Source organism: Streptococcus sp. CF8-6 (assembly GCF_024295845.1).
In the GTDB taxonomy this organism is placed as follows: Bacteria; Bacillota; Bacilli; order Lactobacillales; family Streptococcaceae; genus Streptococcus; species Streptococcus oralis_BO.
Window position 1 is genome coordinate 210,210 of record NZ_JANCOF010000002.1, and the last position, 19,701, is coordinate 229,910.

Genomic DNA, 19,701 nt, shown 5'->3' on the forward strand with positions numbered 1-19,701 from the left:
TAGAATGATTCAAACAGATGAAGATGCTCTTATTTGTGATTTAGCTGAAACATATGGGATTTTTGATTACAGACAGTTACCTGCTGACCAGGTAGCTGTTTTTGCTTTTGGTCTGAGAGATGATTCACGGATCAAACTAGCAATGACCAATAGCAAAGTTCCTTTTGAAACATTTTTGCTTGCGGGTGTGCTTGATAGGCTTTCTGCTCTTGTTTGGTTTAAAACAACAGATGGACAGAAAGGAATCAACAAACCATTAATGGTTGCAGAGGAGCTGACAGTTAAAACTAAAGCTAAAGAAAGAAAAGAGATGATCTTTGATTCTGGTGAGGACTTTGAAGAATATCGTCAGCAAATTCTAGAAAAGATTGGAGGTGAGGATTAGTGGCGACAGAAATAGCACAGGCTTATGTGCAATTGATACCATCGGCCAGAGGCATTACTGGCAAAATCCAATCGCTCCTCAATCCTGAAGCTAGTGCAGCAGGACAAAGTGCTGGACAGTCATTAGGTTCTAGTCTTGTTGGTGTTATGACGAAAGTTATTGCAGCGGCAGGGATTGGCAAGGCATTTTCGGCAGCTATCAGTGAAGGAGCAGCGCTTCAACAATCGCTCGGAGGTATTGAAACTCTTTTCAAAGGTTCTGCTGACAAGGTGAAGGGATATGCTAATGAGGCTTACAAGACAACAGGTCTCTCAGCTAATGCCTACATGGAGAACGTGACAGGCTTCTCTGCAAGTCTCTTGCAGTCTTTGGGTGGAGATACTAACAAGGCTGCTGAAACGGCTAATATGGCCATGATTGATATGTCAGATAATGCGAACAAGATGGGTACATCGATGGAGAGCATTCAGATGGCTTATCAAGGATTTGCGAAGCAAAACTATACTATGCTAGACAACCTTAAACTTGGCTATGGTGGTACAAAGCAAGAAATGCAACGTCTCTTGGCTGATGCAGAGAAGTTGACTGGTGTTAAGTACGACATTAACAACCTTTCTGATGTTTATAGCGCCATTCATGCTATCCAGGAGAATTTAGACATCACTGGGACAACAGCTAAAGAGGCAGCATCTACTTTTAGCGGATCGTTTGAATCCATGAAAGCAGCAGCTCAGAATGTACTTGGTAAGTTAGCTCTAGGGGAGAATATCCTGCCTTCTCTACACGCCTTGCTAAAAACAACATCGACTTTTCTCTTTGATAATTTTTTGCCAATGATTGGCAATGTTTTTTCAGGCCTTGGATTGGTTCTGACTGAAGGGATTAGCCAGATTGCTTCTCAGCTTTTTGGGGATGCCTTTGGGAGTGCAGTTTTTGATCAACTGTCTCGTGTGACTGGAATCTTTGAGACCTTTTTTGACATGATTTTTGGGTCATTAAGTAAACAGGATAACATTGATATTCTGAATACAATTGGTTTTAGTGAGGAAGCAGCAACTCAAATTGTTAATATCGCAGATAATATCCGAATTACTTTTGAGAACATTGGTTCTGCAATTGGTGACGTACTAGGGATTGTCGGTGATTTCGTCGGAGATCTTTTAGGAATCAAAGACGGAGAGCAGGGAGTGAACCTTCTTGGAACAGCATTTGAATCCGTTACAAATTTTGTTCGCAAAGCTTCTGAACACCTTAGTAAATTTACAAAATGGCTGAAAGATTCACCTATTGCTTTAGATGTTCTAAAATCGGCAGTTGTCGGAATTACAAGTGCATGGGCTGGATACAAAGCAGTAATGACTGTAATAAAAGGAATAGAAGCAATCAGAAATGCGACATTATCCATCACGAATGGGCTTATGTTGGCTCAGTTCGTAAGAACAGGAGCACTCACTACCGCAGAGGCAGCGAATGCAGCTGCTACCATGGGGGCAAGTGGAGCATTTGGTATTTTCAATGCAGTATTAGCAGCAAACCCGATTGGTCTAATCGTAACGGCAGTGGCAGCATTGACTGCTGGCCTTGTATGGTTCTTCACACAAACAGAAACTGGTCAAAAGATTTGGTCCTCTTTTGTGGATTGGATCAAGCAGGCATGGCAGGGGATAGCTGATTTCTTTGTTGGTCTTTGGTCTGGTATCTCTGAAGGTGCTAGCACTTTGTGGGATGGAGTTGTTACAACATGGAATGCTTACGTTGAGTCTTTAAAGGCGATGTGGAATACTGTTGTAACATTCTTTTCTGACTTATGGGAATCAATCAAGGAGGCAGCATCTACCGCTTGGACAGCGATTACTACAGCTGTTATGACGGTTGTTCAACCGTTCATTGATGGATTCATGAATATTTGGAACAACATTTCAGATGGTCTTACTCAAGTTTGGGAAGGAATTAAACTAATCTTTGAAGGCGCTTGGGAATTTATCAAATCGATTTTCTTGGGTGCTATTTTAATCATCATTGACCTTGTAACAGGAAACTTTGGTCAATTAGGAGCAGATCTTTCTCTGATTTGGGAAGGAATTCAAAATGGCGTTTCCATGATTTGGGAGGGAATCAAAACATACTTCTCTGGAGTCGTGGATGTTATCGTTGGATACGCTACTGGTGTTTTTGAGAACTTCTCTAATGTTCTGAGTACAATTTGGGAATTTATCAAAACCGCTGCGTCTATGGCCTGGGAATGGATAAAATCCACAGTATCGAATCTAATTACTGGATTAATTCAAGGCGCTCAAAACTTATGGAATAACTTTGTAAGTTTCTTATCCGGTCTTTGGGAAAATATCAAATCAACAGCTAGCGCAGCATGGTCTGGGCTAAAATCACTTGTACTTGGTTTCATCAATGGACTTGTTAGTGGTGCTCAAACAGCGTGGAATACCATGAAGCAAGCGGTAAGCAGTCTAGTATCAAATGTAACAAGCATTTTCAATGGAATTAAAAATATCAATCTTTGGTCTGCTGGTAAAGCAATCTTAGATGGATTCTTGGGAGGATTAAAATCAGCCTGGGAAGGAGTTACTAATTTTGTTGGAGGTATTGCAAACTGGATTCGTGACCACAAAGGTCCTATTGAATATGACCGTAAGTTATTGATTCCTGCAGGTAATGCAATCATGCAAGGTTTAGACCAAGGACTGCAAGACCGGTTTAAAGGTGTTAAGGAAACAATAGGTGGTATGGCTGGAGAAATCTCTGATGTGTTTTCAGGTGATAATCTGGATTTAAATTCAACTGCATCTGTCACAAAAAACCTTGAAGCCCGTTTGGCCATGCCATCAGCTCAACTTGAAGTACAAGAGAGTAAAACAGTGTCTGAGATAGCGATTATGAGGTCAAGTTTGGAATCTATCCTTACCTCTATCCTTGAAAAATCGTCAGACATCTATCTAGACAATGAGAAAATCTCATTGAACACTTACGAACAACATGGTTCTATTTTAGCAAGGGAGGGAATCTAATGGGTTATATGATCATTAATGGCTTTAATACATCGACCCTTCCAGGTTGTATTGTGACCGACTTTGGAGAAGTTGAGGCTGCCAAACCGAAAGGGGAGGTGGCCGAGCTTCATGGTGTGAATGGAAGTTATCGAGTATTAGATGGTTCTTTTGATAGTTACGATAGAACATTTACAATTCACGTTACAAAGATGATTGATATCTCGATTATCCTGGATAAATTTCAATCGAATGACAATGAGTTGGAATTTAGCTATCATCCTGAATCTGTTTTTTATGCTCATTTTTTAACTGCTAGCTATAAACCTTTTGGCAATCATGCATGGCAATTGAAAATCAAGCTAAACATGCAGCCTTTTCGCTATCAAAAAACGGTTAATTCTGAATCTTATAATGGACCAGGAACAATTAACAACCCAGGAACAATTTACTCTGAGCCCATCATTGAAGTTCAGGGAGATGGAGATGTATCGATTACTATCGGCCGAGAAACAATGTATCTCAATGTGAAAACGAAAGCTACAATTGATTGTCGGCAAGGTAAGCAAAATATCTACAATGCTACTGGAGCGGTACAGAACACGCTCAGAAAGCGCGGTGGGTTCTTTGAAATCCCAACGGGAAGGAGTGGGGTTACATTTACTGGAAATGTTCTTAGATTGATTATTCGACCTAATTGGAGGTACAAGATTTGATTTACTTAACAAATGGGAATACTCCTCTAAATGCTGCTTATGCAGACAAGATTTCTCAAGAAGCAAATAGTACCTATCAACTGACTTTTCGCTTTCCGACCTCAGATGCTTTGTGGGAGAAGTTGAAGGCAGAAACATTTCTAAAGGCTGATGACCTTCATGGTGAACAGGATTTCGTCATTTTCGAGGTTCAAAAGAAACAAGGCTATATTCAAGTCTATGCGAATCAATCCTTTACACTATTGAACAACTATGTCATCAATCCGATTTCTTTGGATAGAGCGACTGGTTCAACTGCTTTGAGTCGCTTTGCTGGAAGCATCACTCGTGATAATCCGTTCTCATTCTTTTCCGACATCGACGAACGTCACACGTTCAATACTGATAGTATCAACGCGATGGTCGCTTTTACAAAAGATAAGCATTCTATCCTTGGTCAGTGGGGTGGCGACCTTGTGCGCCATGGATACCAGGTTCGGCTTTTGAAAAATGGCGGTTCAGAAAATGAATCGCTATTTATGTACAAGAAGAACTTATCTAGCTATCAACAAAAGACATCAACTAAGTCTTTGAAGACTCGAATCACCTTCAAGACTACCGTCAAAGGTGAGGGAGAAAAGGCGCCTGACCGCAAGTTTTCTGTAGTTGTGGATAGTCCTCTTATTAACAAGTACAGTCAAATCTACGAAGATGTGATTGAGGTTAATGACCAGTCCGTAAAAGATGAAGCGACTCTTAGAAAATATGGTGAGCAGTATTTTAGAAATACACTCTGCGATATGCTTGAAGACAGTTTAGAAATTCAAGTTGAAGGAAAGAGTGATGTACCTGTTCAAATTTTTGATATTGTCAGTCTATTTCATGATCGATTCAAGATGGACGTTCGCAAGAAAATCACGAAGTATACTTACTCCCCGATGGCTAAGAAGCTACTATCTATTGGATTTGGGCAATTTAAGTCAGGCTTGTCCAATATGCTTTCTAACGCTGTTAGTGATGCCGTTAAAAATGAAACTCAGCACTTGCAAGGGCAATTCGCTACACAACTAGCAAAAGAAATCAAGAATGCCGACCTCGCTTTTGACCGAAAAAAAGAGGATTTGGTCAACCAATTCACAGACGGTCTTAACGCTGCCAAAGCACGAGCCGAAGAGGTCAAGAGACAACTCTCTGACACTATTGACCAGCGCTTCAGCAGCTTTGACAATGGCCCATTACAAGAAGTCAAGCGTAGAGCTGATGAAGCGTTGCGAAATGCTGGTGCGAGCTCATCTCTTGCTCAAGAAGCTAGACAAATCAGCGAGCAAGTGAGACAGCAGCTTGATAGAAAGGCTGACCTCGTCGAATTTCAGCGAGTGAAAGAAACCAATCAGCTATACGAACGAATAATTGGTCGTAGTGAGTCTGACATCGCTGATAAGGTCGCTCGCATAGCTCTGACCAATCAACTATTTCAAGTCGAGGTTGCTAAAAATGTCGGAGATAGCCGAAATTATGTGAAGAATGCTGATTTTAGGGGTGGTTCTAAAAATTGGAAAGAATCGAATATATCTGGATTAAATTTCAACTATGAACATTCATCACAAAATCGAAATAAATCGGGCGTGCATATTTATGGTACATCTATAAATGCTCGTTATTTTGGATTGCAACAGACATTTAAAATCGAGCTAAAAAAATCCGACAAAATCACTCTTTCTTTTTTGGTTTCAAAAGATGGGTACAACACTTTTTCTGGTCTTGACGTCGGGTTACATTATAGGAAAGATGGTGCAATAAAATCACAGGCATGGAAGGAGATTTCAAACAGCGACATAACTGCATCCACTTATAAAAAACTTAGTTTTAATTATGAGTTACCAGTTGATATCGATGAAATCAATTTGATGTTTTATGGAAATCCCGGAAAATCAATAAACCTTTACATTTCAGAGGTAAAACTTGAAACTGGAAGTAAAGCGACACCCTTCACACTAGCTCCTGAAGACACTGACGAAGCTGTTCGTACAGTTCAAAATCAGCTTGCTGGCTCCTGGGCTGTTCAGAATTTGACAAGCGCAGGTTCAATCGTCTCGCAAATCAATGTGACTAACAATCAAATCTTGATTGAAGCCGAGAAAATCCGTTTGAAAGGCAAGACCTTGCTGGATGAATTGACAGCGATTGATGGTTACTTTAAGAGATTATTTGTTGGAGAGGGCAATTTTTCGAAGTTGAATGCTGAGATTATTGGCTCAAAGACTATCACAGCAGATAAGCTCATCATGGACCAAGCTATGGCTCGGATGTTCGTCTCAAGCGATATCTTCACGGATACGCTTGCTGCTAAAGAAGCCTTTATCAATAAACTTCGGTCAGTCGTAGTCACAGCGACTTTGCTCGAAGGGTACAAAGGAAAAATCGGTGGTTTTCAGATTGGTACGCATGATAAGGACCCTAACACTTTTTGGATAACAGGAGCGAATAGTTTTAGAGTAGGTATGGGTGATGTCGGGCCAGGAAATTGGGGGAAAACAGCCCTTTGGGTGAATTGGGGAGATGACTGGAACAAACCCGGGGAAAATGCGTGGTTTGTCAACGCCCGCGGAGAGATGATGTGTTATAATCGGGCGCATTTTTGGAATGTTCCGATTATTCACGGGGATTTGCGTGTTGACGGGGATATTTTTTACCAAAAAGATCAATATAATCGAGGATTCTGGATTTATTCTCCAGACTATAAAAAAATTACTCGGTCAAATGGATATTTATATTTATATGGGGCGAATTTTGGAGGTTCCGACTGGATTCCTATGAATAAAGAAATCTCAGACCGTCGATATAAGCACAATATCGAAGCTAGTACAGTCTCAGGTCTCGATATTATCGAGCAACTCAAGACATACAGCTATCGCAAGGAATATGATGACAAAGTTGAGGACATTTCTTGCGGTATTATGGCGCAGGATGTCCAGAAATATGTTCCTGAAGCATTTTTTGAAAATCCTGACGGTGCATACTCATATCGCACATTTGAACTTGTGCCTTACTTAATCAAGGCCATTCAAGAACTCAATCACAAAATAGAAAAAATGGAGAAAACAGATGAACGAACAGGACAAACAAATCAGCAGTCTAGCGATTAATTCGCTTGGTGAAAGAGTCGGTAAAGAGGCTACTCAATCAGCCACGCTAGAAGCCCTCTACACAGTTACTGCGATGGAGCTTGAACAGATGAAGCAAATCATTGAATCGGATGAAAAACTCAAAGCGAAATTTGAGGAAGTGAAAGGAAAAATGACAAATGGCAATTAACAATTATGAACTGGCAGGCAAGCCTTATACTCGTGGACTTGGAGACAATCTCAAGACAGTAGTTGAAATTCGTCTTTCAGAAGGCAGTCGATACAGTACGAACCTGCGTGAGTTGTCAGGAGACCGCACGTCGGAGCAAGAGGACGTCTTGATTCAGGCGGTGCTAGATATCATCAAGGCTGAACTAGATCCAGGTTCTGCAATCGTGAAGGCACAAGCTGAAATTGAACAAGCGGTTCAATCTTTGGCAAAAGCTAAGACTGATCTCTCAGCGAACAAAGAGAACATTGATAGCGTATCAGCGATTACTGAGGTTCTCATCGCACTTGCGGTTGGCCAGAGTGGTGGTATGCCCACGAATACTTATAGCAAGGTTGCGCAGTTCATCAAACCTCTTATAAAAGACCGTCGTTACACGAACGGCGACATTGTATCGATGCCGTATCCTTACGACACGAATCCGAAGTGGCCGAAAGAAACACCAACGATCCTGAAATTCCAGATGCAACCATCTGAAGGGTACACCTGGAAAGAACAGGCTCTTGCTGAAATGTTGCAAAAAGGCATTTTGACCGTGGTCATGCCAAGGATTGACTAGAAAGGAGAGTGTATGCAAATCGAATTTTTTAATTTTTTCAGAAGCGTAATCCAGACTGAGGACGGACTGGTTTTGTACGCTCTAGCTTTGATTGTTTCAATGGAAATCATTGATTTCTTAACTGGAACGATTGCTGCTATCGCAAACCCTGACATCGAGTATAAGAGCAAAATCGGCATCAATGGACTCCTTCGTAAGATTTTAGGGGTCCTCTTACTGATGATCCTCATCCCAATGTCCGTACTCTTGCCTGAAAAGACAGGCTTCGCATTCTTGTACTCGATCTATCTCGGGTACATCGCATTTACTTTTCAATCTCTTGTTGAGAATTACCGTAAATTAAAAGGAAATGTTACTCTTTTTCAGCCGATTTTAAAAGCATTTCAGCGCTTGCTTGAAAAAGATGACGACAAAAATAAAGGAGAATAACACATGCAACAAATTACAGAAATCATTATCGCTTCAGCTACTGGAATCTTGACTGTTTTGGCAGGTATCGCAGTCAAATCAATTAAGGACTTTTTGATTAAAAAAGGCGGTGAAAAGACCATCAAGATCGTTGAAATCCTTGCTAAAAATGCAGTTAATGCCGTGGAGCAGGTTGCTTCTGAGACTGGATACAAGGGCGAAGAGAAACTGGAGCAAGCACGCACTAAAATCCGTGCTGAGTTGACCAAATATAACATCAGCATGACTGATAAAGATCTTGATACATTTATCGAGGCATCGGTTAAAGAAATGAACGATGCGTGGAAAGGGGAGTAAGTATGGGACTAAATCTTGAAACAGCTATTGCTTGGATGCGTGCTCGAAAAGGGCAAGTATCTTATAGCATGGATGATCGCAATGGCCCTGACTCTTATGATTGCTCAAGTTCAATCTACTACGCCTTATTGAGTGGAGGTGCCGTGTCGGCTGGTTGGGCAGTCAATACAGAGTATGAGCATGACTGGCTCAAAAAGAACGGATATGAGCTCATCGCTGAGAACACTCCATGGGATGCTCAGCGTGGAGACGTCTTCATTTGGGGACGTCGTGGATATTCTAGCGGTGCTGGTGGTCATACTGGTATTTTCGTAGATAGTGATAACATTATCCACTGTAACTATCGTTTCGACGGTATTACAGTGAACGATCATGACGATATTTGGCTCTATGCAGGACGACCTTACTATTATGTGTATCGCTTGACTAATCCATCTGCAGCTGCCGAAGAAGTCAAAACTGGCTGGCAAAATGACGATACTGGATACTGGTTCGTTCGAGCTAATGGCTCCTATCCAAAAGACCAATTTGAGTACATTGAAGAGAATAAATCATGGTTCTACTTCGACAGTCGTGGATATATGTATTCTGAAAAGTGGCTCAAACATACTGATGGTAAATGGTACTGGTTTGACAAAGACGGTTACATGGCCACTTCTTGGAAGAAAATCAATGGAAAATGGTATTACTTCAATCGTGATGGCTCTATGCAGACTGGCTGGGTTAAATACTACGAAAGATGGTATTACCTCAATTCAGAAAATGGCGATATGGTATCGAACGCCTTTGTCCCATACAACGGCGGATACTACCTCATGCTTGAAGATGGTCGCTTGGCTGAAAAAGAAAGCTTCAACATTGAGCCAGATGGGCTCATCACTACAAAATAATTTTTAAAAAATAGAAAGGAAATTCTAAAATATTGTTCTAACCGCAGGCTTAGGCTTGCGGTTTTTTTGTTTGCTCTTTTAAAAAAATCGTAGTATAATGAATACGAGTTATATTTTAGTTCTCGAACAGTGAGAATAAGGTTTAACCGAACACAACCTTTTTAGAAGGTGGCGCCCGAATCGGGCGCATTTTTTTGTTTAGAAAAAAATATTTTAAAAAAAGTTAAAAAAGTTAAAGAAAAGTGTTGACAATGTATAACAAATGTTATATACTATACTTGTAAGATAAATAAAACAAAAAACGGAGGAACTTACAATGAAAAACGGACACATGATTCTTGGACAACGCTGGACAAACGCGATTCGCAACGAGGCTGGAACATCAACTAAAATGTTCAACTTATCTAAAAAAATTGTTGAATTTCCTGATAATAACTTACAAGAAATTCACAGTGCACTTTACGGCTTGTTGCGCGCAGGATATGACATCAGCAATATGCGCGATGTGGAAGAACTTGCTAAATATGTTGACGTGAAGAAATCACACGGGAAATTGCTTGATGTTACAAGAGATGATATCGAATTATATCACAGACTTTTCGTAGCGAGATTTGGCAAATAACAATAAAAATACCCCCTCAAAAAAATGAGGGGGTTTGTAAGATAAAACGGCTGACAGAGTGATCAGCCTTAGAAAGAGTATAACATGAAAGTAGATACAAAGCAAATCGAATGGCTATTGAAAAATGCCAGTGGTTACCAGATCTCAAAAATGAGCGGAGTTGCTCAACCGACGATTTCAGCTCTATTGAAAGGAAAAAGGAAAGTTGAAAATCTCACAATAGAGACTGGTCACAAATTAACTGAACTTGCGAACCAAATGCAGAAAACGTCTTAAAAAGCCAATTTCAAGGCTTTTTTATTTTCCTGAAAGTACTTTCTAAAATAAAAAAATCTTAATTTTTTTGTGTTTTCTATTGACAGTGTATAACAAATGTTATATACTATACTTGTAAGATAAATAAAACAAAAAAAGAGGAAAACAAAGATGAAAAAAGTAGCTTATGACAAATCAGGAATCATGAAAGAAGCTTGGGAAATGTTCACACGTAACTATCAAATTTGTGACTTTGAATATGCAGACTTTTCTGGTCGTGAATACTTCGAATATGCTTCATTTGCTGATTGCTTAAAAGAAGCATGGGCACATGAAAAAGAAGTTGTTGAACGTGTTAACCAAAAATTTGAAAACGCTGAAACATCTGAAGAAGTCAAAGCTTGGGATTGGGCTTGCAAGAAATTGGGTGTTGCGTTTGAAATGGATGCTTACACAAAAATGACAAACGTTGAAAACATGGAAAAAGAAGCCTGGTCTGGAACAAGCGTATGGTCATTGGCTATGCGTGCAGTAAAATTACACATGGAAGTAGCAGTATAAAGAGTAAGATATGGTAAAAGATGATTTAACGCACCAGCATTTCGGTCGCCTGATCGTTCTTGGCGACGTTGGGAAAAGAACTGGCAAAGGGAGAGTTCTCTGGCATTGTCTTTGTGAATGTGGACGAGTTACTTTCGTTCGTGCTGACCATTTAAAAAATGGTTCAGTGGCCTCTTGTGGTTGCTTGAATGAAGAGAAAAAGCATGAACGCTTCAAAGATTTGACGAATACTGAAACAGATAATTTCAAAATCATTGATAGAGCGTACTCGAAAAATCAACGTGTTTACTGGAATTGTATCTGCAAACATTGTGGAAATCATACTGAATTACAAAGCAACCAGATTGAACGATATTCTAGTTGCGGATGTAAGCACAACCGCAGTAAAAAAGAGCGAATGGCTGAAATCAGTGATCCTGAATCGTTAAAGACCAACAAGCCAACTGCAAAAAGTAAGACTGGAGTCCGTGGTGTTTACTACAACAAACGTAAAAAGAGATACGTTGCTTATATCAATGTTGACAAGAAACAAAAATTTTTAGGCAGTAGCGTAGATTTGAAAGAAGCAGCAGAGATTAGACGTAAAGCTGAAATCGAATATGGATATAAACAAAAACAGTGATTTTTTCACTGTTTTTTATTCTTTTACGAATAGATAAGTAGGAGGAAGAAAATATGAACATTTTGAACATTGAACTTGCGAGCGTGGAGCAGACAGATTTAGGTTTTGAGCATTGGGTGGATGTAACTTACCAGGTACCGATTTTAAAAAATGAGTACACAGTCAAGTTGTTGCTTTTCATGGAATGCAAGATAGAGGACCAAGAGGTTATTGAATACCTAGTATCAACCTGGAAGTATCGGGATCTCGTGCTGCATTCAGTAAGAATGTATGAGATGGAAAGAGAAGGGGCAAAAAAGGGGCAAAAATGTCGTAAACCTCTGTAAAACGATGTAAAACCAATTGTTTCAAAGTTGAAAATATAGCGTTTTTATAATATATAGGAATTTGATGTAAATATATGTAATGGTGTTTTTAAAAGTAGATGGGTTCTAATAGAAAAACGAACAGTTTTACTAGCTGTTCGTTTTTTTGATATTTGAACTTAGACTCTGGTTTCAGAATCGTTTTGTTGCTTGTTTTTTTCTAGACCTAGACCGACTGCATGTTTTTGGACGAGCAAGAGTTGTCCATTGTCCGATTTTGCAAAAGTTAAGGTAACGGTCTTGATCTTGTCTCCAATGGAAATATAGGTGATTTTTCTCGTATCGTACCCTCCGATAGTGGAATCAAACTCGGAGTCTGGCAGTCCGTGTTTTTTGATAATATCCTTGTAATTGGTACCACCTTTTCCTTTGTTATCAAAGTCACCTTCGATTAAGGCGTCGAACTGTTCCTGGGTCCAGGAGAAGTTATCGTCTTCTTCCTCCTCTTCAGGGAGTGAATCAATGGTATCATCTGTCAAGTCGCGTTCCATTGAGGAGCTAGCTTCTCTATAGGAACGGTTAAACTCTTTGACAAACTCTTTGTAGACATTAGCATACAACATTTGGGTCGTAAAGAAAAGTACAACAGAAGCAACTGCGAGGGATGTTCCGATAATGGCCATTGTTTTCCGTTTTTTGAGATTGGCAATAAGTCCGATAATACCTAAGATCAACGCGACAATAGCGATGAAAAACGATAGATAGTTAATAAACGGGATCCAAGATCCTAAAAGTGCGATGGCTCCAAAAATGGTTGCTAAAATCCCTAAAACTTTTTGTTCTTCTGGTTTCATTTGAACGTTTTCTCCCTTCATCAAGTGAATGGATTCCTATCCACGGTAGCTAGTGCTTATTATAGAGAAAATATTCTCCAATGTCAATTCAGACTAAAATAGTTCTCTAGGAAACTTTTTTCTTGACATCTCTTCTGAAAGTGATAAAATAGTTCTCATGGAAACGTAATTAGTTCTCCAGAGAACTATATTTAATCGTGAGAAAGGAGCAATCATGGACAAGCCGATGTTGATGTTTAAACGTTTTGGATACCAGGCTCATCTGATGATACAGAAAGAAGCCAAGCGATGTGGCCTTGAATTTATGGGTGGACCGCAGGGGCAGGTTCTGCGTTTTTTAGATTGCCAAGAACAGTCTGAAAATCTGGTCTTAATTAAGGATATCGAGCAGGAACTCAATATTACTAAATCTGTTGCGAGTAATCTAGTCAAGCGCATGGTACAAAATGGTTTGGTTGAACTAGAGGCCAGCCCGAGTGATAAGCGGGCAAAGTTTGTTCGCTTGACGGATAAATCGCGTTCGCAGATGCAAGAAGTTAAGGCCTTTTTTGATCGGATCAATCAGAGTCTGCTAGAGGGTGTTTCAAAGTCAGACTTGGCAATCTTTGAAAAGGTCCTCGGTCAGTTGCAAGAAAATGTTGAGAAGATAGGAGGAGAGAATGAAGAAACTCGCTAAACGTATTACAGGAAAAGAGTGGGGGATGATTGTCCTTGCGATTCTTTTCACTTGTTTCTCGGTCTATCTCGAGTTAGAGGTGCCGACTTATATTTCGCAAATTACAGAATTACTGGGAACGTCTGGAACGCAGTTGGGTGAACTCTGGTCACCAGCTGCGAAGATGATTGGTTTGTCTTTATTGGCTTTCTTTTCATCTGTTATGGTTGGTTTCTTTGCCGCTCGCGTTGCAGCATCCTATACAACCCATCTACGTAGAGACGTATTTCATCGTGTTTTAGATTTTTCGCAGACAGAGATCAAGCGCTTTTCAATCCCAAGTCTCTTGACTCGGACGACCAATGATATTACCCAGGTACAGATGCTCTTTACCATGGGCTTGCAAGTGGTTACTCGTGGGCCTATCATGGCCATCTGGGCCATTGGAAAAATCCTTGGGAAGTCGGAATACTGGCTCTGGGCAGTGGTTGTGGCTGTTATTGTGAATATCTTGATGACTACTGTTCTCATGACTCTGGCCTTTCCAAAACAATCTGTTATCCAAAAATTGACAGATAAACTCAATAGCATCACTCGTGAAAGTTTGACTGGGATTCGAGTTGTTCGTGCATACAATGCGGAAGATTACCAAGATGAAAAATTTGAAGCAGCCAACGATGAGGTAACACGTCTCAATCTCTTTGTCAATCGATTGATGGCGATTATGAACCCGATTATGATGGGGATTTCCAGTGGATTAAGTTTAGCCATTTACTGGATTGGTGCCTATATCATCAACGACGCAAGTTTGACAGAACGTCTGCCACTCTTTAGTGATATGGTAGTCTTCATGTCCTATGCTATGCAGGTCGTGATGGGATTCCTTCTCATGGGAGCACTCTTTATCGTTCTTCCTCGTACCTTGGTTTCGGCAGGACGTATCAATCAAGTATTGGATCTGCATTCTTCTATTGAAAATCCTAGTCATGCACAGACAGCGGATCCTTCAGTTCAAGGACAAGTGGAATTCCGTGATGTGACTTTCCGCTACTCTAAAAACTCAGAAGCAGTCGTGGAACATGTCACTTTCAAAGCAGAAGCGGGTCAAACCGTGGCCTTCATCGGATCGACTGGATCAGGTAAGTCTACGCTTGTCAACCTCTTGCCACGTTTTTACGACGTTTCAGATGGACAAATCCTAGTGGACGGAGTTAATGTGCAAGATTACGATTTGGAAGATTTGCGCAATAAGGTCGGCTATATCCCTCAAAAAGCAGTCCTCTTCTCAGGAGATGTCAAGGGGAACTTGGACTTTGGTAAGAGCAAAGAAACTCCTCTAAGCGAGGCTGCTATGTGGCAAGCTCTTGAATTGGCCCAGTCTAAAAACTTTATCGAGGATAAGGAAGCAGGTCTTGCATCAGAAGTAGCCCAAGGTGGAACCAACTTCTCAGGAGGACAAAGACAGCGTCTGGCCATTGCGCGTGCCTTGGCTCGTAAACCAGAGATTCTCATCTTTGATGACTCTTTCTCAGCCTTGGACTACAAGACAGATCGTATCCTACGCCAAGAACTAGCAGAGAAAACAAAATCCATGACCAAGCTCATCGTAGCGCAGCGGATTTCTACCATTATGGATGCTGACCTGATCGTAGTATTGGATCAAGGAAAAGTCGTGGGACAAGGCACCCACAAGGAACTTCTTGCAACCAACGGAGTCTATCAAGAAATTGCCTACTCACAACTATCGAAGGAGGAATTGGAACATGGAAAATAAAAAAGTGTCGGTCTGGAAACAGTGCAAACCTTATATGGCAGGCCTCCAACTCCCTCTTCTAATAGCAGTTGGGGCTGCAGTCATTTCAAGCATCATTACCGTTTATGGTCCAACTAAGATTAAAGAAATTACCAACTTGATTTCAGATGGCTTGATGACAGGAATTGATTTAGAGGCTGTTTCAAGTATTGCTGGATTTTTGGTTGTCCTATATGTATTTGGCGCCATTCTTAACTATACACAGGCCTATATCTTTTCAACGAGCATTCAGCATTTTTCAAAACGCTTGCGGACAGCAATCGCTGAAAAAATCAATCGTTTGCCACTTGGCTATTTTGACCGTCATTCACAAGGAGATACCCTTTCGCGCGTGACCAATGATGTGGATACGGCAGCGCAATCTCTCAACCAAAGTTTAGGAACTGTTCTTTCAGCTAGTTTCTTGCTGATTGCCGTTTTGGTGACCATGTTTGGGATGAACTGGATTTTGGCATTGGTAACCGTTGTATCAACCCTTGTTGGTTTTGCGGCGGTTTCCGTAATCATGGCCAAGTCACAGGGTTATTTTAAAGCTCAGCAAAATAATCTAGCGGCCGTCAATGGTTACGTAGAAGAAATGTACTCAGGTCATAATGTTGTGACCAGCTACAACGCAGTGGACACCTCCAAAGCGAGATTTGCAGGTTTAAACCAAGACTTGCATGATAGTATCTGGAAATCTCAGTTTATCTCTGGTATCATGATGCCAGCCATGTTCTTTGTTGGGAACTTTAGTTATGTCTTAGTCATCATCGTTGGGGCCGCGCTGGCGTTAGAAGGGCATATCACTATAGGGATTATCGTAGCCTTTATGGTTTACGTACGGACCTTCTCTCAACCTCTGTCACAGATTGCCCAAGGGATTACGAGCTTGCAACAAGCGAGCGCAGCCATGACTCGTGTATTAGAATTTCTAGCTGAAGCAGAGATGCAGGATGAATCTCACAAGGAAAGACAATTGAGTAGCATGAAAGGGGAAGTGGTTTTTGATCACGTATCCTTTGGCTATACACCAGAGCGCACCATCATCCATGACTTTTCTGCGACAGCTCATGCAGGTCAGAAAGTCGCTATCGTTGGACCGACTGGAGCTGGTAAGACAACCATTGTCAATCTTTTGATGAAGTTCTATGAGCTAGATAAGGGAAGTATCCGCATCGATGGTGTGGATACCAAGGACATGAAGCGCTCAGAAGTACATGATGCCTTTTCAATGGTCTTGCAAGATACTTGGCTCTTTGAAGGAACGATTCGAGAGAACCTGATCTATAATCAGACAGACATCAGTGATGAACGAATGATGGAAGCCAGCAAGGCTGTGGGAATCCACCACTTTATCATGACTTTGCCAGATGGTTACGATACTGTTTTGGATGACACCGTGACCTTGTCTGTTGGACAAAAACAGCTCTTGACCATTGCTCGTGCCCTTCTCAAAGATGCACCGCTCTTGATTTTGGATGAAGCGACCTCTTCTGTCGACACACGTACAGAGGAATTGATTCAAAAAGCCATGGACCGTTTGATGGAGGGCAGAACTTCCTTTGTCATCGCCCATCGCTTGTCTACTATTCGTAATGCCGACTTGATTCTTGTCATGAAAGATGGCAATATCATCGAGCAAGGCAATCACGAGGAGCTGATGGCGCAAGGTGGCTTCTACGCTGATTTGTACAATAGTCAATTTACAGAAGACGAAGCAGAAGAATAAATCAAAAGAAGGCTTGACGGCCTTCTTTTTCTGCACTATACTAGAAGATAAACGTCTCACCTGTAGACGAAAACAAGGTAATGAATGAGAAATTTAATGAAAAATTATCAAGAATGGTATAGCAACCTTAGCTCCAAACTAACTAGCCATCCCACCCTTCTATTTCTGTTACGCAGTTTTAATCGCTTGATGACAGTCGCCATGCCCCTGGTCTATCTGACCTTGCTAGTCACTACTTATCTGAAACTGGGACTGGGTCAGCAAGTTGGGGTTTATGTGCTTATTCCTGCATCAGGTTTTGTGATTTTGTCTCTTTTTCGTAAGAGAATCAACCACCCGCGACCTTATGAAACTTGGGACATCCGTCCCCTGCTTGACAAGGATAGTTCGGGACAGTCGTTGCCCAGTCGCCATGTCTTTTCGGCAACTATCATCTCCATGGGCTGTCTGCATGCTAGTCTACCTGTTGGCTTAGCATGCTTGATCTTTTCAGCTTTGCTGGGCTTGGTGAGGGTTTTAGGGGGTGTTCATTATCCCGAGGATGTCTTGGTTGGCTATGCTTGTGGTCTGATGTGGGGATTCCTTTTCTTCCTATTCTGACATGTAAGTTAAGCTAGTCCTACAACCACTTACTGCTTCAAAATGACCACTTGCTTTTTTGCCCTTGTATTCCTGACTTAGCTTTGATATAGTAGAGTCAGAAAGGAGATGTGATGAAGTTACGAATTGAGATTGACGGCAATTTAGAGGAGACTGAAATTGTCATCAAGACACCCACTTTGACAGATGAAATTGCAGATTTGCAACGACTTTTGCAAGAGTCGAAGGCTCCGAGGTTGACTTTTTACAAGGGGACAGGTGAATATTATCTAGATCTGTCAGAAATTCTCTTCTTTGAAACAGAAGGGAGCAAGATCTACGCTCATAACCAGAAGGAAGCCTATGAAGTTCGTCTCAAACTTTATGAATTGGAGTCCATCTTGCCTCGCTATTTTAGTCGAGTTTCCAAGTCAACGATCGCAAACATCCGTCAGATTTACTCAGTGGACAAGTCCTTTTCAGGAACGGGCACCATTTCCTTTTATCATACGCACAAGGAGGTTCATGTCTCACGGCATTACCAATCCCTCCTAAAAGAAAATCTAAGAAACATGAGGTAAAAAAACATGAAAAAGAAAGCATTTGGTATTGTTTTATTGGTTTTAGCAGCTTGGATCTTGCTGCAAGGGAATTTTGGAATTCCTTCTTTGGATGGCAAGATATGGCCTTTGCTAGGTATTGTTTTCTTGGCTTATAAGTCCATTGAGTCCCTCCTTAGACGCCATCTCACTTCGGCAGTTTTTACAGGGTTACTAGCGCTCATCATTGCAAATTACGCTTATGACTTGTTGCCATTTGCCAATCATTCTCTCATCTGGGCTAGCATCTTAGCGGTGCTAGGTGTTGGTTATCTGACGCATTCGAGTAAGTTCTGGAATGAAAAAAAATGGTGGTACAATGGAAAAAAAACAGTCGTCACGGATAAGGAAGTCGCTTTTGGTAGCGGGACCTTCTATAAGCAAGATCAAGATCTCGTAGATGACCAAGTGGAGGTCGCTTTTGGGGATGCTAAAATCTACTATGATAATGCAGAGATGCTAGGTGATTTTGCAACTTTAAATATTGAAGTGGCCTTCGGGAATGCAACTGTCTATGTTCCACAACACTGGCGTGTCGATTTGAAAGTAGAAACCTCCTTTGGTGCAGCTAAGGCAGATGCTCCTGTAGCACCAACAAACAAAACCTTGATTATCCGTGGAGAAGTTGCTTTTGGTAAACTTGGAGTTGTTTACGTTAAATAAAAAAATAGTTTAGGCCCTTGATAAATTCAAGAAAGTGTGATAACATAGTACGGTATGTGGTGCTAGCACATCCGCTATATTAGATCTAATAGGAGGAAAACACAATGGCTAAAGTATGTTACTTTACAGGTCGTAAGACTGTATCAGGAAACAACCGTTCACACGCGATGAACCAAACAAAACGTGCCGTAAAACCAAACCTTCAAAAAGTTACTGTTCTTATCGATGGTAAACCTAAAAAAGTTTGGGCTTCAGCTCGTGCTTTGAAATCAGGTAAAGTTGAACGCGTTTAATAAAAATGAAAAGACCGCTTAGGTCTTTTTCTTTTGCTCTAGAGATAAAACCATTTGAAAAATAGAGTAAATATCCGCCGATACAGCATTCTGCTTTTACACTTGGGATGAAATATGATAAAATAGAGTATCAACTAGTTGAGGTAAAAAAAATGACTGTAAAAATTAATACAAAAGATGGTCAAATCGAACTGACAGATGAAGTGATTGCAACCGTAGTAGGTGGTGCCGCAACTGAGATTTTTGGTGTGGTCGGTATGGCTAGTAAAAATGCCCTCAAAGACAATTTTCAAGCCCTTCTTGGTAAGGAAAATTATTCTAAGGGTGTTGTTATAAAAGCAGCCGAAGATGGTAGCATTGCAGTTGATGTTTATACCGTATTGAGCTACGGAGTAAAGATAAGCGAAGTGTCAAAAAACATTCAAGAGCGTGTTCGTTTTAGTTTAGAAAATCAACTAGGAATTACTGCTCAGACTGTGAATGTCTACATTCAAAATATCAAAGTTGTAGGAGAATAAT

General features: G+C 40.8%; 23 protein-coding genes. 22 read left to right on the forward strand and 1 reads right to left on the reverse strand.

The window, feature by feature from the left end:
* The first annotated feature begins 4 nt into the window (after positions 1 to 4).
* The 14 genes from NML69_RS04715 to NML69_RS04780 all read left to right on the forward strand — a co-directional run bounded on the left by NML69_RS04715 (position 5) and on the right by NML69_RS04780 (position 12,036).
* Positions 5 to 385, forward strand: a complete 381-nt coding sequence (locus NML69_RS04715) for a DUF5361 domain-containing protein (protein ID WP_254725472.1) — start codon at positions 5 to 7, stop codon at positions 383 to 385.
* Positions 385 to 3,408, forward strand: coding sequence for a PblA (locus tag NML69_RS04720; protein WP_254725473.1), 3,024 nt, complete (start codon positions 385 to 387; stop codon positions 3,406 to 3,408). Before NML69_RS04715 ends, NML69_RS04720 begins: the two co-directional genes overlap by 1 nt.
* A complete protein-coding gene (locus NML69_RS04725; protein ID WP_254725474.1) occupies positions 3,408 to 4,103 on the forward strand; it encodes a phage tail protein in 696 nt (231 codons plus the stop codon). The genes NML69_RS04720 and NML69_RS04725 overlap by 1 nt, the downstream gene beginning before the upstream one ends.
* Positions 4,100 to 7,228, forward strand: a complete 3,129-nt coding sequence (locus NML69_RS04730; RefSeq protein ID WP_254725475.1) for a phage tail spike protein — start codon at positions 4,100 to 4,102, stop codon at positions 7,226 to 7,228. The genes NML69_RS04725 and NML69_RS04730 overlap by 4 nt, the downstream gene beginning before the upstream one ends.
* Positions 7,188 to 7,397: a hypothetical protein gene (locus tag NML69_RS04735; protein WP_254725476.1), complete on the forward strand. Its 210-nt coding sequence runs from the start codon at positions 7,188 to 7,190 to the stop codon at positions 7,395 to 7,397. The genes NML69_RS04730 and NML69_RS04735 overlap by 41 nt, the downstream gene beginning before the upstream one ends.
* Complete coding sequence (locus NML69_RS04740) at positions 7,387 to 7,995, forward strand: hypothetical protein (RefSeq protein WP_254725477.1); 609 nt, start codon at positions 7,387 to 7,389, stop codon at positions 7,993 to 7,995. Before NML69_RS04735 ends, NML69_RS04740 begins: the two co-directional genes overlap by 11 nt.
* A 12-nt stretch (positions 7,996 to 8,007) precedes the next feature.
* Positions 8,008 to 8,424 carry a phage holin family protein gene (locus tag NML69_RS04745; RefSeq protein WP_254725478.1) on the forward strand — a complete coding sequence of 139 codons (417 nt, stop codon included), beginning with the start codon at positions 8,008 to 8,010 and terminating at the stop codon, positions 8,422 to 8,424.
* Positions 8,425 to 8,427: 3 nt separating this feature from the next.
* On the forward strand, positions 8,428 to 8,760 hold the full coding sequence (locus tag NML69_RS04750; RefSeq protein WP_254725479.1) for a phage holin: 333 nt from the start codon (positions 8,428 to 8,430) through the stop codon (positions 8,758 to 8,760).
* A gap of 2 nt (positions 8,761 to 8,762) precedes the next feature.
* A complete protein-coding gene (locus NML69_RS04755; RefSeq protein WP_254725480.1) occupies positions 8,763 to 9,650 on the forward strand; it encodes a peptidoglycan amidohydrolase family protein in 888 nt (295 codons plus the stop codon).
* Between the two features lie 316 nt (positions 9,651 to 9,966).
* Positions 9,967 to 10,272, forward strand: a complete 306-nt coding sequence (locus NML69_RS04760; RefSeq protein WP_084868232.1) for a hypothetical protein — start codon at positions 9,967 to 9,969, stop codon at positions 10,270 to 10,272.
* 84 nt (positions 10,273 to 10,356) lie between these two features.
* Positions 10,357 to 10,548, forward strand: coding sequence for an XRE family transcriptional regulator (locus NML69_RS04765; RefSeq protein WP_254725481.1), 192 nt, complete (start codon positions 10,357 to 10,359; stop codon positions 10,546 to 10,548).
* A 150-nt stretch (positions 10,549 to 10,698) separates the two neighbouring features.
* Positions 10,699 to 11,088: an anti-CRISPR protein AcrIIA3 gene (gene acrIIA3, locus NML69_RS04770; protein ID WP_254725482.1), complete on the forward strand. Its 390-nt coding sequence runs from the start codon at positions 10,699 to 10,701 to the stop codon at positions 11,086 to 11,088.
* Positions 11,089 to 11,098: 10 nt separating this feature from the next.
* Positions 11,099 to 11,710, forward strand: a complete 612-nt coding sequence (locus NML69_RS04775) for an AP2 domain-containing protein (RefSeq protein ID WP_254725483.1) — start codon at positions 11,099 to 11,101, stop codon at positions 11,708 to 11,710.
* A gap of 53 nt (positions 11,711 to 11,763) precedes the next feature.
* Positions 11,764 to 12,036, forward strand: a complete 273-nt coding sequence (locus NML69_RS04780) for a hypothetical protein (RefSeq protein WP_254725484.1) — start codon at positions 11,764 to 11,766, stop codon at positions 12,034 to 12,036.
* Between the two features lie 158 nt (positions 12,037 to 12,194).
* Here NML69_RS04780 and NML69_RS04785 read toward each other — a convergent pair whose 3' ends face one another.
* Positions 12,195 to 12,890, reverse strand: a complete 696-nt coding sequence (locus NML69_RS04785; RefSeq protein WP_254725527.1) for a CD20-like domain-containing protein — start codon at positions 12,888 to 12,890, stop codon at positions 12,195 to 12,197.
* Positions 12,891 to 13,083: 193 nt separating this feature from the next.
* On the opposite strand from NML69_RS04785, the gene NML69_RS04790 reads away from it, so the two are divergent.
* The 8 genes from NML69_RS04790 (at position 13,084) to NML69_RS04825 (ending at position 19,700) form a co-directional block, all read left to right on the forward strand.
* The gene (locus NML69_RS04790) at positions 13,084 to 13,545 is read left to right on the forward strand and encodes a MarR family winged helix-turn-helix transcriptional regulator (RefSeq protein WP_000360527.1); all 462 of its coding nucleotides are present in this window, start codon (positions 13,084 to 13,086) and stop codon (positions 13,543 to 13,545) included.
* Complete coding sequence (locus NML69_RS04795) at positions 13,529 to 15,298, forward strand: ABC transporter ATP-binding protein (RefSeq protein WP_254725485.1); 1,770 nt, start codon at positions 13,529 to 13,531, stop codon at positions 15,296 to 15,298. Before NML69_RS04790 ends, NML69_RS04795 begins: the two co-directional genes overlap by 17 nt.
* Positions 15,288 to 17,048 carry an ABC transporter ATP-binding protein gene (locus NML69_RS04800; protein ID WP_254725486.1) on the forward strand — a complete coding sequence of 587 codons (1,761 nt, stop codon included), beginning with the start codon at positions 15,288 to 15,290 and terminating at the stop codon, positions 17,046 to 17,048. Before NML69_RS04795 ends, NML69_RS04800 begins: the two co-directional genes overlap by 11 nt.
* Positions 17,049 to 17,144: 96 nt before the next feature.
* A complete protein-coding gene (locus NML69_RS04805; RefSeq protein ID WP_254725487.1) occupies positions 17,145 to 17,648 on the forward strand; it encodes a phosphatase PAP2 family protein in 504 nt (167 codons plus the stop codon).
* Between the two features lie 113 nt (positions 17,649 to 17,761).
* A complete protein-coding gene (locus tag NML69_RS04810) occupies positions 17,762 to 18,208 on the forward strand; it encodes a LytTR family DNA-binding domain-containing protein (protein WP_198459189.1) in 447 nt (148 codons plus the stop codon).
* A gap of 6 nt (positions 18,209 to 18,214) precedes the next feature.
* Positions 18,215 to 18,889 (forward strand): hypothetical protein, encoded by a 675-nt coding sequence (locus NML69_RS04815; protein ID WP_198459190.1) that lies wholly within the window; start codon positions 18,215 to 18,217, stop codon positions 18,887 to 18,889.
* 104 nt (positions 18,890 to 18,993) lie between these two features.
* Positions 18,994 to 19,182 (forward strand): 50S ribosomal protein L28, encoded by a 189-nt coding sequence (gene rpmB / locus NML69_RS04820; protein WP_001140948.1) that lies wholly within the window; start codon positions 18,994 to 18,996, stop codon positions 19,180 to 19,182.
* Between the two features lie 152 nt (positions 19,183 to 19,334).
* On the forward strand, positions 19,335 to 19,700 hold the full coding sequence (locus NML69_RS04825; RefSeq protein WP_000216434.1) for an Asp23/Gls24 family envelope stress response protein: 366 nt from the start codon (positions 19,335 to 19,337) through the stop codon (positions 19,698 to 19,700).
* The last annotated feature ends 1 nt before the right edge of the window (position 19,701 follow it).

Coding starts and splice junctions, on each gene's coding strand:
- NML69_RS04810 (WP_198459189.1), top strand. CDS start 17,762: ATGAAGTTACGAATTGAGATTGACGGCAATTTAGAGGAGACTGAAATT.
- NML69_RS04785 (WP_254725527.1), bottom strand. CDS start 12,890: ATGAAGGGAGAAAACGTTCAAATGAAACCAGAAGAACAAAAAGTTTTA.
- NML69_RS04760 (WP_084868232.1), top strand. CDS start 9,967: ATGAAAAACGGACACATGATTCTTGGACAACGCTGGACAAACGCGATT.
- NML69_RS04800 (WP_254725486.1), top strand. CDS start 15,288: ATGGAAAATAAAAAAGTGTCGGTCTGGAAACAGTGCAAACCTTATATG.
- NML69_RS04790 (WP_000360527.1), top strand. CDS start 13,084: ATGGACAAGCCGATGTTGATGTTTAAACGTTTTGGATACCAGGCTCAT.
- NML69_RS04795 (WP_254725485.1), top strand. CDS start 13,529: ATGAAGAAACTCGCTAAACGTATTACAGGAAAAGAGTGGGGGATGATT.
- NML69_RS04745 (WP_254725478.1), top strand. CDS start 8,008: ATGCAAATCGAATTTTTTAATTTTTTCAGAAGCGTAATCCAGACTGAG.
- NML69_RS04775 (WP_254725483.1), top strand. CDS start 11,099: ATGGTAAAAGATGATTTAACGCACCAGCATTTCGGTCGCCTGATCGTT.
- rpmB (WP_001140948.1), top strand. CDS start 18,994: ATGGCTAAAGTATGTTACTTTACAGGTCGTAAGACTGTATCAGGAAAC.
- NML69_RS04735 (WP_254725476.1), top strand. CDS start 7,188: ATGAACGAACAGGACAAACAAATCAGCAGTCTAGCGATTAATTCGCTT.
- NML69_RS04750 (WP_254725479.1), top strand. CDS start 8,428: ATGCAACAAATTACAGAAATCATTATCGCTTCAGCTACTGGAATCTTG.
- NML69_RS04815 (WP_198459190.1), top strand. CDS start 18,215: ATGAAAAAGAAAGCATTTGGTATTGTTTTATTGGTTTTAGCAGCTTGG.
- NML69_RS04725 (WP_254725474.1), top strand. CDS start 3,408: ATGGGTTATATGATCATTAATGGCTTTAATACATCGACCCTTCCAGGT.
- NML69_RS04805 (WP_254725487.1), top strand. CDS start 17,145: ATGAAAAATTATCAAGAATGGTATAGCAACCTTAGCTCCAAACTAACT.
- NML69_RS04825 (WP_000216434.1), top strand. CDS start 19,335: ATGACTGTAAAAATTAATACAAAAGATGGTCAAATCGAACTGACAGAT.
- acrIIA3 (WP_254725482.1), top strand. CDS start 10,699: ATGAAAAAAGTAGCTTATGACAAATCAGGAATCATGAAAGAAGCTTGG.
- NML69_RS04755 (WP_254725480.1), top strand. CDS start 8,763: ATGGGACTAAATCTTGAAACAGCTATTGCTTGGATGCGTGCTCGAAAA.
- NML69_RS04765 (WP_254725481.1), top strand. CDS start 10,357: ATGAAAGTAGATACAAAGCAAATCGAATGGCTATTGAAAAATGCCAGT.
- NML69_RS04740 (WP_254725477.1), top strand. CDS start 7,387: ATGGCAATTAACAATTATGAACTGGCAGGCAAGCCTTATACTCGTGGA.
- NML69_RS04715 (WP_254725472.1), top strand. CDS start 5: ATGATTCAAACAGATGAAGATGCTCTTATTTGTGATTTAGCTGAAACA.
- NML69_RS04780 (WP_254725484.1), top strand. CDS start 11,764: ATGAACATTTTGAACATTGAACTTGCGAGCGTGGAGCAGACAGATTTA.